Annotated in this window: 11 protein-coding genes; 7 read left to right on the forward strand and 4 right to left on the reverse strand. The window is 48.4% G+C overall.

Going from position 1 to position 13,109, the window contains the following annotated elements:
- Nucleotides 1-93: 93 nt before the first annotated feature.
- The 3 genes from ACYVFD_RS34210 to ACYVFD_RS34220 all read left to right on the forward strand — a co-directional run bounded on the left by ACYVFD_RS34210 (nucleotide 94) and on the right by ACYVFD_RS34220 (nucleotide 3,787).
- On the forward strand, nucleotides 94-969 hold the full coding sequence (locus ACYVFD_RS34210; protein WP_461095116.1) for a hypothetical protein: 876 nt from the start codon (nucleotides 94-96) through the stop codon (nucleotides 967-969).
- A gap of 87 nt (nucleotides 970-1,056) precedes the next feature.
- Nucleotides 1,057-3,012: a sialate O-acetylesterase gene (locus ACYVFD_RS34215; protein ID WP_461095117.1), complete on the forward strand. Its 1,956-nt coding sequence runs from the start codon at nucleotides 1,057-1,059 to the stop codon at nucleotides 3,010-3,012.
- Nucleotides 3,013-3,073: 61 nt separating this feature from the next.
- Complete coding sequence (locus ACYVFD_RS34220) at nucleotides 3,074-3,787, forward strand: hypothetical protein (RefSeq protein ID WP_461095118.1); 714 nt, start codon at nucleotides 3,074-3,076, stop codon at nucleotides 3,785-3,787.
- 131 nt (nucleotides 3,788-3,918) lie between these two features.
- Here ACYVFD_RS34220 and ACYVFD_RS34225 read toward each other — a convergent pair whose 3' ends face one another.
- Together ACYVFD_RS34225 and yidD are read right to left on the reverse strand one after the other, a co-directional pair.
- On the reverse strand, nucleotides 3,919-4,293 hold the full coding sequence (locus tag ACYVFD_RS34225) for a co-chaperone GroES (protein ID WP_461095119.1): 375 nt from the start codon (nucleotides 4,291-4,293) through the stop codon (nucleotides 3,919-3,921).
- 159 nt (nucleotides 4,294-4,452) lie between these two features.
- Nucleotides 4,453-4,662 carry a membrane protein insertion efficiency factor YidD gene (gene yidD, locus ACYVFD_RS34230; RefSeq protein WP_461095145.1) on the reverse strand — a complete coding sequence of 70 codons (210 nt, stop codon included), beginning with the start codon at nucleotides 4,660-4,662 and terminating at the stop codon, nucleotides 4,453-4,455.
- A gap of 166 nt (nucleotides 4,663-4,828) precedes the next feature.
- On the opposite strand from yidD, the gene lgt reads away from it, so the two are divergent.
- The 4 genes from lgt (at nucleotide 4,829) to ACYVFD_RS34250 (ending at nucleotide 10,539) form a co-directional block, all read left to right on the forward strand.
- Nucleotides 4,829-5,674: a prolipoprotein diacylglyceryl transferase gene (gene lgt, locus ACYVFD_RS34235; RefSeq protein WP_461095120.1), complete on the forward strand. Its 846-nt coding sequence runs from the start codon at nucleotides 4,829-4,831 to the stop codon at nucleotides 5,672-5,674.
- A 287-nt stretch (nucleotides 5,675-5,961) separates the two neighbouring features.
- Nucleotides 5,962-8,028, forward strand: coding sequence for a S9 family peptidase (locus tag ACYVFD_RS34240; protein ID WP_461095146.1), 2,067 nt, complete (start codon nucleotides 5,962-5,964; stop codon nucleotides 8,026-8,028).
- Nucleotides 8,029-8,093: 65 nt separating this feature from the next.
- Nucleotides 8,094-9,755: a M1 family metallopeptidase gene (locus tag ACYVFD_RS34245; RefSeq protein ID WP_461095121.1), complete on the forward strand. Its 1,662-nt coding sequence runs from the start codon at nucleotides 8,094-8,096 to the stop codon at nucleotides 9,753-9,755.
- Between the two features lie 154 nt (nucleotides 9,756-9,909).
- The gene (locus ACYVFD_RS34250; RefSeq protein WP_461095122.1) at nucleotides 9,910-10,539 is read left to right on the forward strand and encodes a transposase; all 630 of its coding nucleotides are present in this window, start codon (nucleotides 9,910-9,912) and stop codon (nucleotides 10,537-10,539) included.
- 71 nt (nucleotides 10,540-10,610) lie between these two features.
- Here ACYVFD_RS34250 and ACYVFD_RS34255 read toward each other — a convergent pair whose 3' ends face one another.
- Both ACYVFD_RS34255 and ACYVFD_RS34260 read right to left on the reverse strand, forming a co-directional pair.
- A complete protein-coding gene (locus ACYVFD_RS34255; RefSeq protein ID WP_461095123.1) occupies nucleotides 10,611-12,011 on the reverse strand; it encodes a S8 family peptidase in 1,401 nt (466 codons plus the stop codon).
- Between the two features lie 58 nt (nucleotides 12,012-12,069).
- Entirely contained in the window at nucleotides 12,070-13,017 is a 948-nt protein-coding gene (locus ACYVFD_RS34260) for a carbohydrate kinase family protein (protein ID WP_461095124.1), read from the reverse strand.
- Between the last annotated feature and the right edge of the window lie 92 nt (nucleotides 13,018-13,109).

Here is a 13,109-nt window from a genome sequence, read left to right on the forward strand (position 1 = left end):
TTTTAATCGCTTTTTATAAAAAAAAGGTCTGTAAGTAATTAACAAACAACTATTTATCGCGTTATTTGCGATGACATATAACCGCAATCTCTTATGATAAAACACTACTTGCTGTATGTACTGCTCGGCCTGGCCGTACTACCCGCCTGTGGTCAGGGGGTTACGGACTATTATCAGTTGCCCGAAAATGGGCAGCAATATAAACGGTTGCTGAGTCGTTATGGTGGTCCTCAGGTGCGCGACCGCTGGTATGTAGCCCTCGAAGGCTTCGTCCGGACTGACCGTGCCCAGCTCGATAACTCGCTGAATGGCCTAATTCAAAGCGATCTGGTTGGTAAAGTGAGTTGGGGTGTTGTCGTTGGGTGGGCTTATCAGGAGCGCTGGATGGTAGAGGGTGGTTATTCCCGAATGCCGATCCATTCGCAAATGTCGATCAGTAACACAATTCCGACCGTATCGTTCCGGTATTCAAATGATCAAAACGCGTTTGTTCTCAGGGGCAAACGATTACTAATATCGACCAGCAAACCCTGGCTACGGTCGGGTTTTTGGGTAAGCGGTGGCATGTGGGTGGTACCGAATACCACCCAGCAGGAGGGGGTCGTCTCGCTAACAGGCAAACGTTACGCAGGACGTTGGGAAGCCTCCGAGATGTTCCAACTGACAACACAGACGACTACCAATGCCCAGACAGCCACCTTAGCTGAACTCGGTGCAGAATATAATGTCCGCCTATCCAATGCACTGGATCTAGGTTTATCTGTTCGTAAAGTATGGGGTCTTGCTAACTCCGTAACGTCGGATGTAACGTATACCGCGAATCGTTCAGCTCCCCAGCAGACTCAATTGCAGGGCGCGGGTTCGGGTATGAGCTATGGCGTTACTCTTCGCTATAATTTTGCTGTTCGACGTGCCCTGTCCAATGTTCTGGAGGTACAAGGAAAGACCAGACTGGGTAAAATTCGGTAAGCATTTTCTATAGATGTATAAGGCAGTAGGCGGCTTGATTGGCCGCCTTTTTTATGCATTGTTATCAACTCCTTATCCTTTACATACATGAAACGTTTCGCTTTGTGGTTCTGCTTTGCCAATGCCTTTATCATCCAGACCACCTTAGCTGATGTCCGATTGCCCAATGTGTTCGGCTCTCATATGGTACTCCAGCGACGAAAGCCCGTGCCTGTCTGGGGATGGGCCGATCCTGCCGAAAAAATTTCCTTAACGTTCAATGGGCAAACCAAAACCGGCAAAGCAGACAAAGGCGGCAAGTGGCAACTTATGCTCGACCCAATGGAAGCTGGTGGGCCGTATCAGTTAGTAGTAAAGGGTAAGAAAAACACCGTTTCGTTCGATGATGTGCTGCTGGGTGAAGTGTGGGTCTGTTCCGGCCAGTCGAATATGGAGTGGCCATTACGGGCGGCTGCTAATGCAAAGACCGAAATTCCCTTGGCCAACTACCCGAATATCCGTCAGTTGCTGGTCAAAAAAGACATTAGCTTGACACTTAAAGACAATATAGAAGGGGAGTGGAACGTATGTACGCCCGAAACGGCTCCCAACTTTACGGCCGTTGGTTATTTCTTCGCCAAACAACTTCAGAGAGAGCTAAACGTACCCATTGGCCTCATCAATACCTCCTGGGGAGGAACCCATTCCGAAACCTGGACCAGTCGCGAAGCCCTGAATCAAAACGACGATTTACGAATGGTTGCTAATAAATTACCAGCTACTTATGAGGACGTGTTAAAAAGTGGTTCCGAACGTACCCAGAAGCTGATCCATGGGCAGCAGGAAAGCCTGCCAACGGCTGCCGAAGTGAAAACCTGGCCTAATCCTGCCCTGAATATAACGCAATGGAAATGGATGAATGTGCTAGGTGACTGGGAGTGGAAAGGCTTACCCACGTTAGATGGAGTCGTCTGGTTTCGCCGGGAAGTGGTCATTCCGGAAGGTAGTAACCTGAAACGAGTGACGCTACAGTTTAGCCCCATTGACGATCAGGATTCAACGTATGTCAATGGACAGTTAATCGGATCAGGCAAAGGGGCTACGCCAAGATCCTATGCTTTACCCGAGGGGTTGCTGAAACCGGGTCGAAATGTGATTGCCGTACGGGTTCAGGATACGGGTGGAGCAGGCGGTTTTATGGGCGAAGCCGAACAGCTTCGTCTGTCGGGTGAGTCGTTGACCATTCCATTGGCTGGGAACTGGCAGTACCGAATTGCGTCAGTCAGTGAATCGTCGTATAAACCGGGGCCTAATACCTACGCAACGCAGTTGTTTAACGCCATGCTGAATCCACTCATTCCATATGCTATGGCCGGAACGATCTGGTACCAGGGTGAGTCGAATGCGGGCCGGGCGTACCAATACCGGAAAGCGTTTCCGCTGATGATTCAGGACTGGCGGCAACACTGGGGGTGCGACTTCCCATTCTTGTTTGTGCAGTTGGCCAGTTTCAATGCATCGAATGGCGATAGTCGGAAAGGAAGCACCTGGGCCGAACTGAGGGAAGCCCAAACTATGACGCTCCAACTACCAAACACGGGTATGGCGGTTACGTCCGATATTGGCGAGCGGTCAGACATTCACCCGAAAAACAAGGAAGATGTAGGCAAACGGTTAGCCACCGAAGCCATGCGCATTTCGTACCAGAAAGCGGGTGTCAGTACTGGCCCTATGTTCGACAAGTTGACCGTCAGTGGAAACAAAGCTACGCTCACCTTTCAGAATGTGGGGGCTGGGCTACTGGTGAAGGATAAATACGGCTATCTTAAAGGCTTTGAAGTAGCTGGTGCCGATCAGAAATTCTATTTCGCGAAAGCTGAAGTTCAGGGCGGCTCGGTTGTTGTTTATGCCGATTCGGTTGCTACTCCCGTAGCCGTGCGGTATGGTTGGGCTGACGACAATGGAGATGTAAATCTCTACAATCGGGAAGGTTTCCCGGCGGTACCCTTCCGAACGGATACCTGGAAAGGGATTACCGAAGCCGCTAAATTTGGTGAACAGTAATGCGGTTGGCCTGACTCCGATAGTTGCTGGATAGGCCAAACCGTTTTTTAAATCGACAGATATGAGTCGCTACCTTTATTGGGTCTTGTTTGGGATTCTGCTTCTAAGTGCCATTAAGGCGGAGGCACAGGTTGAGTATGGCTACAGCCGGACGATTCGCATTTACGCGCCGAATTTTAAGCCCTACAATGACATCGAAGGTTCGCCCTTTGTGCCGGGCGATAGTGTTCAGAATGGCTGGTTGGTGTATGGCCGAAAGCAGGTGCCAGCCCGATTGCGCTACAATAGTTATTCGGGTGAGGTCGAATATGTAGAAGGAGGTAAAGTGTTGACCCCAGTCAATTCGGTGGCTGAGTTTGGTATCATTGCTGCCGATACACTACGATTTAAAAAAGGGTTTCCGGCCGTAGGGTCATGGTCACCAACTGATTTTTACCAACTCGTATACGATGGTCGAACCACGAAACTGGTTAAACGAATTGTTTCAGTAATCAAACAGAATACCGAAACAATGGCCAATGATTTTGGCAAGAAACGCTTTCAGCAACGCGATGAATATTTTGTGTGGCTAACGACTGTGAAGCCACCAGCTGATAGCTACGTTGAAAAATTATCGGAAGGAACTATGAAGGCTGTGACCATGAACAAAAAAACACTGCTAAGCCTATTTCCACAAAAAGCTGAACAAATTGACCAGTATTTGTCTGATCAAAAGATGAAGCTTAAATCTTGGATGGAGTTTGCCAACGTATTAAAGTATCTGGACGCCTTATGATTCTGAACCGCACAGGCGGCCCTGCAGGATTGGTCTGATTAATGGATTAACATGATTTTGTCAGTCACTTTTTTATGACGAAATCGTGTTAATCCATTAATCAGATCAATCGTGCAGTGCTGCCTGTGCGGTTAGAGATCTTCCAGGCGTTCCAGCATCAGGATGGAGGATTGAGGGACGATGACGTATTGTTCCCCTTCGTATTGAACGTCGATGGCATTCCGTTGCAGGTAAATCGCCAGATCGCCCTCCTGCGCCTGAAGGGGCATGTATTTTACTTTCTCCTCGGTTTCTTTCCAGGGTTCATCTTCCGTAGGTACTGGAATGGGGTAACCTGGTCCGACCTTAATAACGTAGCCAGCCTGAACCTGTTCTTTTTCCTGAACCGTGGGTGGTAGATAAAGTCCACTGGCTGTACGATCGGTAGGATCTTTGGGTTTGATCAGGACGCGGTCGCCTACAACAATAAGGCGTTTCAATTTATTATCAGCAGTAATTCCTAGCATAATTAATCGGGAACAGGGCCGCCTGAGCGGTCAACAGTCAATAGAGGTTTGATGGCAGTTGCTGAAGCCTAGACAAAAATCGGGCAATGGCTGTAAATACGTCAAAATGTCAGGATAATAAACGGCTAGTACTAACGATACTGACTACCAGCTACTAAATTAAGGAACAGGATCATACCCATGCCCACCCCAGGGATGACAGCGGCTGATGCGTTTCAGGCCCAGCCAGGTACCCCGTAGTGGCCCATGCTTCCGAATGGCTTCAATCGTATATTGCGAACAGGTAGGGGTGTAACGGCAGGCATTTGGAAAGTAAGGTGATACCGCTGCCTGATAAACTTTGACCAATCCGATTAAAAATGATGTCATCATACACCCTTAAACAGTAAAAGAGTCAAAAACTTTCCCTCAATATGTATCTTTGCTTTCAGTTGGTTTATGATTTACGGTTTACGGTGGACTGACGTGAATATTCTTGGTGCGTCAGTCCACTGTAAACCGTAAACTATAAATCATAAACGCATTTTCACTTCTTATGCTTCAATACATTATTTGGGAAGTCAATCCCGAAATTTTCCACATTGGTTCTTTTTCAGTACGTTGGTATGGTTTGTTGTTTGCGCTGGGTTTTCTGATCGGGATGCAGATCATGAGCTATATCTACAAAAAAGAACATAAGCCAGTTGCCGATACCGATACACTGCTGATTTACATGGTAGTGGCCACTATCCTGGGTGCCCGGATCGGTCATTTCCTGTTTTATGAGCCCGATGTATTACTACACCATCCTTTAACGGTCATTACACCGCCGTTTGCGGGGCTGGCCAGTCATGGAGCTACCATCGGTATTCTGACCGGACTTTGGCTTTATTCGCGTCGGAAACAAAGTCAGTTAACCAATCAGACCTTTTTATGGGTAACAGATCGGATTGTGATTGTGGTTGCTCTGGCTGGGGCCTGTATCCGGTTCGGTAACCTGATGAATTCTGAAATTGTAGGCCGGCCAACCGATGTGCCCTGGGCGTTTGTATTCATGAATAATAGTGAATACGCCAAAATACCTCGCCATCCGGCGCAATTGTACGAATCGATTTCGTGTCTGGTGCTATTTTTTATTCTGTTGTGGTTCTGGAATCGGACCAAAGAGCGGACCCCGCGAGGAAGTATGCTGGGGATTTTTCTGATCTGGGTGTTTAGTCTGCGGTTCTTCTACGAATACCTGAAAGAAAATCAAGTGGCTTTTGAAGATAACCTCCCACTGAATATGGGGCAATGGCTGAGTATTCCAGCCGTATTAATGGGCGTCTATTTCCTGATTCGCAGCTATCGGACTCCCGTTGTTGTACCTGATCCCGAAGAGTCGAAACCAATAGAATCGTAATTGAAATCTAATTTAAGTAGAGCCAGCGATCGGGCCAGACAGAGAAGTCAGGCTCGATCGCTGGCTTTTTATGTGAGTACCTAATCCGCTTTATCGGGTGAATTGAGAAATCTGTGTATTTTTGGAGATTACTGATTGTAAATCACACTTCATCTGTGAAACCATCCTCTAATTATTTTCGCTTCTTTTCAATTGCTTTTGTTGCTAATCTGGTAAGCTATTCGTTATGGGCACAGATTCCCGGTCGACAGACACACTGGTCGGCCGATGGAAACGCCTATGTGGCTATGGAACAGGGCGAAATGGTCAAAACCGATCTGCGGACAGGTACGAAAACGACCCTTTTACCGAAAGCTACATTACAACTGCCAGGCCGGGAGCGAGCCATGGCTGTCGTCGATTTTGCTTTTTCCAACGACAGTAGCAACGTCCTTTTATTTACGAATACGGCCCGTGTCTGGCGCTATAATACGCGTGGTGATTATTACCTGATCAATCGAGCCTCGGGTGTGGTTCGGCAGGTTGGAAAGGAGCGACCATCGCAATCGCTGATGTATGCCAAATTGTCGCCCGATGGCCGTAACGTTGCCTATGTGAGCGACCATAACTTGTTTGTTGAAGAGGTAGCAAACGGTACAACACGCCAACTCACAACGGATGGGACGCGCAAACGGATCAATGGGACCTTCGACTGGGCCTATGAAGAGGAGTTCGATTGCCGCGATGGCTTCCGATGGAGCCCCGATAGTAAACAAATTGCCTACTGGCAAGTGGATGCTACGGGCATTCGGGATTACCTGATGCTCAACACCACTGATTCCGTCTATTCACATGTTGTTCCGGTCGAATACCCGAAAGTAGGGGAGTTGCCTTCACCGGCCCGCATTGGTATAGTTACCATATCAGGCGACCGGAATGCGGTACCACCAACAACCTGGCTGGCCATTCCCGGTGATCCGCAACAGCATTATTTACCCCGGATGGCCTGGTTGCCCAACGGGAGTGCGTTGATGGTGCTGCAGTTAAATCGTAAACAGAATGAAAGCAAGCTTTTTGTTTGTGCAGCTTCGGGCCAGTCGGTAACGCCAATTTATACCGAAACCGACAAGGCCTGGGTCGATGTGCAAAATGAACCCGGTAGCTGGGATTGGATCGATGGCGGAAAAGCCTTTTTGTGGCTAACCGAGAAAGATGGCTGGCAACATATTTATCGAATCAGTACAGATGGAAAAAAAGAAACCCTGTTGACGCCCGGCTCGTACGATGTATCCAGAGTTAGTCACATCGACGAATCGACCAACCAGATTTACTTTATTGCCTCTCCTCAGAATACCAATCAGCGGTATTTGTACCGTACCCGGCTGGATGGCAAAGGCAAAGCAGAGCGTCTGACACCAGCCAATTTTTCGGGTACCAATACATATGTTGTTTCGCCCAATGGCCGATTTGCCCAGCACACCTTTACCAATTACCAGACGCCACCCGCCCGTGAGTGGGTGACCCTGCCTGCTCATACCGTGATAAATGGGCAGGCGGCCATCAAAACCAATACGACGCCCAAGCCAAATGTTAGTTTCTTTCAGGTCACCACCGACGATGGTGTTACCCTGGATGGCTGGATGGCCAAACCAACTGATTTCGATAGCACAAAAAAATATCCGGTCGTTTTTTACGTCTATGGCGAACCTGCTAGTAGCACCGTCAACGATGTATTTTCGGTAGGGCAGAACCAACTGTTCAACGGCGATATGGCGAAGGCTGGCTACCTCTATGTAGCGCTTGACAATCGGGGGACACCGAACCTGAAAGGTGCTGGCTGGCGGAAAGCCATTTACCGGCAGATTGGTCGGGTCAATATCCAGGATCAGGCCATGGGGGCGAAGAAGTTGCTGTCGCAGCATGCTTATATGGATACCAGCCGGGTAGCCGTTTGGGGCTGGAGTGGTGGAGGAGCCACCACACTGCATTTGCTTTTCCGGTATCCGGAGATCTATAAAACCGGTATAGCGATCGCGGCTGTGGGCAATCAGTTATTGTACGATAATATTTATCAGGAGCGATATATGGGCTTACCCCAGGAAAATCGTGAGGATTTCATAGCCGGATCGCCGGTAACCTATGCCAAGAATCTGAAGGGTAACCTGTTGTACATTCACGGTACGGGCGACGATAATGTGCATTACGACAACGCTGAAGTACTGATCAACGAATTGATTAAATACAACAAACAGTTTCAGGTGATGCCCTATCCGAACCGTACGCATGGTATTTCGGAAGGAGAGGGGACTACGCTGCATTTGCGGACATTATACACCAACTATCTGCTGAAAAATTGCCCTCCCGGCGCCCGTTAATGGATATAAATCAACCATCAAGGCTACTTTTATTAGTCTCGAATGGGGTTCAGAAAGTCAAGATCATGCAACAAACGAAGCGATACCGTTCTGCTCTGATTCGACTGGCAACAGTCTGCCTGCTTATTTTGCCGTTTGTGGCTTCAGCACAGCGGATGGAATTCACGCATGATGATACGCTTCGAGGGTCCATCACACCCGAACGGGCATGGTGGGATCTGACGTTTTATCACCTGAAGGTTCGGGTGCAACCCACCGATAGTACACTGTCGGGCTCAACTACCATTCGGTATCGGGTTTTGAAGCCAAACAAGATCATGCAGGTCGATTTGCAACGTCCATTACGCATCACCCGTGTAGAACAGGATGGAAAACCATTGACCGTTCGGCAGGATGGCAATGCCTGGTTTGTAACGCTGTCAAAAGCACAGACTCCGGGTCATAATGAATCGATCACGGTTTTTTACGCGGGCAAACCGCACGTAGCCAAGCGCCCGCCCTGGGATGGTGGGATGGTCTGGAAACGTGATAAAGCCGGAAACTGGTTTATTGCTACGGCCTGTCAGGGGCTAGGGGCCAGCGCGTGGTGGCCCTGCAAAGACCATATGTACGATGAACCCGATTCGATGGCCATCAGCGTAACGGTACCCGAAGATTTGATGGATGTGTCGAACGGACGGCTTCGGCGGGTCACAACTAACACTGATCATACCCGAACGTTTGACTGGTACGTGCAAAATCCAATCAACAACTATGGTGTCAACCTGAACATTGCCCGGTATGAGCATTGGGAAGAAACCTATGCGGGTGAGAAAGGACCGTTAAGCCTGAATTATTATGTGTTGCCTGAGCACCTGGACTCGGCAAAAGTACAGTTTCAGCAGGTGCCTAAAATGTTGAAAGCGTTTGAGTATTGGTTCGGACCATACCCGTTTTATGCCGATGGCTACAAGCTGGTTGATACGCCTTATCTGGGGATGGAGCACCAAAGCTCAGTGACCTACGGCAACCGTTTTCGGAATGGCTACTTAGGACGGGACCTATCGCGAACGGGTTGGGGGCTGAAGTGGGATTTTATCATCGTGCATGAATCGGGCCATGAGTGGTTTGCCAATAATATTACCTACAAGGATATTGCCGACATGTGGATTCATGAGAGCTTTACCAACTACTCGGAAAATCTGTTTACGGAATATTATTATGGTAAGGACGCTGGTGCGCAGTACGTAGTCGGTTGCCGTGCCAACATTCGTAATGACCGACCGATCATTGGCATCTATAATGTCAACTACGAAGGCTCCGGGGATATGTATTACAAAGGAGGAAACATGCTCCACATGATTCGGCAATTGGTCGGCGACGATGCCAAATGGCGACAGATTCTGCGAGGTATGAACAAAACGTTCTATCATCAGACCGTGACGAGTGCTCAAATCGAGCAATACATGAGTCAACAAACGGGACTGAATCTGAAACCCGTTTTCGACCAGTATTTGCGTGATATTCGGATCCCGGCACTTGAATACAAGCTTGTTGATGGAGGATTGCAGTACCGCTGGACTAACTGTATGGCTGGCTTTTCGATGCCTGTTCGGGTATGTTTTAATGAATCAGGGCCGTTTCAACAGCTACAGCCAACTACCCAATGGAAAACCGTCTCGGTTAAGGATGTAACCTCCCTGTTGCCCGACTCAAATTATTACGTAAACTGTAAACAGGTTAATTGATTGACCCGGTGACTTTTACCAGTCATCCGCGATCTAATCGATTAATTCTACATTAAATCAGAATCGCGTTTACTCAAAAGATACGCTTGCGTATCCGAAGAAAGTGTAGATTTCTGATAATTAATCCTTTACCCCATTCTTATCTAAATTGACTATGCGAACAAATCGACATTTTTTATGGGCCGGATTGCTACCGGTGATGTTGCTGATCGGGTGTGGCGGAAGTAAAGAAAAGGAGGAAGAAGAGAAAAAAGATGAAGAATCTGTTTCGGCCTTAGGTGCTGTCGGCGCGCTGAAAGACATTGCATCGAAGGCTGAAGAGATGCAGAAGAACGGCCCAGTCGAAACGGTTGATTTCCGAAAACTAAAAGAACTACTTCCGGCCGATGTAGATGGATTGCCCCGCAAAGAAGCAACCGGTGAGAAAAATGGTGCGGCAGGTTTTGTGATCTCGACCGCCAATGGCAAGTATTCGAATGACGACGGTAGCGAAAGTATTGAACTATCTATTGTCGATGGAGGAGGTACGGCTATGATGATTGGACTGGCGGCCTGGTCGGTGGTCGAAATCGACAAGGAAACGGAACATGGCTACGAAAAAACGAGCACAATGGGCGATAACAAGTCGTACGAGAAATATGACAATGACAGTAAAGACGGGGAAATAAACGTACTCGTCAATAAACGATTCATTGTCTCAGCGAAAGGCCGTGGCGTTAGCATGGATAAACTTAAATCGGCCCTTGAGGACATTGACCTCGATAAAGTAGGTTCGTTGAAGTAACTGATTAGGGCATAAAAAATGGGTGGATTTGGTTCTCCACCCATTTTTTATGCCCTAATCAGTTCTAATTCTTATTTAGACAAGGCAGCAAAGGCATCTAATCGACCCCCCGTGGCCGTTTTACCCGCCAGCGATGGCGTTGCGACTGTGCTCGACAGAATAGCGTTTCTGATTTGGGCAACGGTAGCGCCAGGGTGCGTGGAGGCATATAAGGCAACCGCTCCGGTTACGTGTGGAGTAGCCATCGACGTGCCACTATACGATGAATAGGTATTGTAGGCAGTGGTTGAGTTAATTGCCACGCCAGGGGCGCCTAAGTCAACAGTTGTTGCGCCATATTGGGAGAAGCTGGCCAGGGCACCTGTTTGATCGATGGCAGCTACGGCAATAACGTTAGGCAGGTCATAGTTAGACGGGTAGCTCGCTTGTGTGTCGTTGTTAGTACCACTGTTTCCGGCAGCCGCAATAAATAAAATACCGGCATTGTTGGCACGACTGATGGCATCATAAAGCGCCTTCGAATAGCCTCCGCCACCCCATGAATTGTTCGAGGCAACGACATTGATACCCTTCGTTGTCTTCAGCATAGTCAGGTAATCAACGGCTTTCACAGCATTGGCAGTGGTGCCCCCATTGCGGCCTAAAAACTTCGCCGAAATCAATTTTATATTCCAGTTAAGTCCAACCACACCAGCACCATTGTTGGCTTTAGCGCCGATGGTGCCAGATACATGCGTACCATGGTCATCCAGTTTGCCATTGGTTCCCCCATCGTAGATGCTGTTGTCATTATTGGCAAAATCCCAGCCATTAATGTCATCGATATAGCCATCATTGTCGTTATCGACGCCATTTACAGGATCATTCGGGTTAACCCACACTTGCCCGCTTAGGTCAGGGTGCGTTAGCTGAATGCCTTCATCGATGATCCCTATATAAACCGATGCTGATCCTGTAGTGCCAGCAGCCCAGGCCGCAGCAGCGTTACTGCCATATTGATTGGCAGGTGTTGTCGACGGACCATACATTCCCCAAAGCGAGCCATTCGTGAAATAGGAATCGGTGGCTGTGGCTGTATAGGTATAAATGTAGTTCGGTTCGGCAAACGCTACTCCTGCCATGCCATTGAGATCGTCAATAGCTTCTAATACATTCTTATTCACTTTAACTAGCGTAACGCCTTCTTTTTTACCGGCACGTTCCATGGCTTTCGTTAAAATCTTTTCGAAGGGTTGCCCTTTGATTTTATCAAACGCTTTTTGTTTAGCCTTGTCATCCGCATCTTCTGAAAACTGGATGAGCAGTTCACCATCGACATAATCGGTCCCGGCGCTAAGTCGGGCGTTGGCAGATGACGATGATGAGGCTACGGGAGTAGTTGGGTCTACAGGCTGACAACCTACAATGGATAGGGAAACAGTGGCGGCAATAGCCATCGTACGGATGGCTAGTTGATAGGTAGAACGATTCATAATGAGATATGTTAAGAAACTACTACTTAATAAGTATTATTACTTAAAAAGGAGTAAGTTACTCAAAATTTTCATATAGCAATTTTCGGTCTACTTTTTCTGGTAAAGGTCCTTGTCGGGTGAGCTTCATTTTGGCTAAAGCGGCTCCCGCATGAGCACAGTTGCCGGGCGCATAGCCATCCAGGTGTGCGGTCAAAAAACCCGCCCAATACGCATCACCCGCTCCGGTTACGTCGACCACATCGATCTTTTTACCTGCAATGCGAGCTTGTTTAGCTCCACCATCATAGGAGACGAGACTGCCATCAGCTCCCAATGTCAGGCATATCATCGTCGCTCCCATCTGATGAAAATCGTTAATAACCCGTTCGGGAGTCTGTCGTTCGCCATAAAGCCGTTCTATGTCATCTTCACTGACCTTTACCAGGGCTCCTGCCGCAAAATAGTCGGTCAGAACACGCCAGGCTTGCTGGCGATCAGGCCAGATTGTTGGTGCGTAGTTCGCATCGATACTAATCTGGCAGCCAGCCGCCTGTGCCCGTCGGGCTGCATCGACGATGACATCCTGTGCCGGTTGACGACTTAACGCAAAGCAGGTGGTATGGAAGAGTTGAGTCTGAGACAGCAAAGAGTCAGAAATCTGTTCCGCACTAAGCTGGCAATCGGCATGTCGATAGGCGACAAAATCGGGCGTACCCGCTGTACGCGATACCACCACAATGGTTGTTGGTTCGAATGGATCTGCTGTAATAAACTGTGTATCAACGCCCGATTCCTTAATCTCCCGAGTTAGGTATTTTCCGATGCTGTCATTGCCGACACAAGCCACCAACGCGACCTGGTTGCCGAGTCGAGCCATATTGGCGGCCATGTTGGCCGGACTTCCACCCTGATACCGGCGGAAATCCTGGGCGTCGACTAAATTAGTGGATACATGATGCCCAATAAAGTCAGCCAGCAGTTCGCCAACGGAAAGAAGGGCATAAGGGCGGGTAGAAGTTGTCATGTAAAGGAATTACGTTTTATCAGATACGAGTTACGAAATATTTGTGATGCGAATATGATCAGTATCGTCAATAAATCGTAACCCGTGCCTAA

The sequence above is a fragment of the Spirosoma gilvum genome (assembly GCF_054776815.1).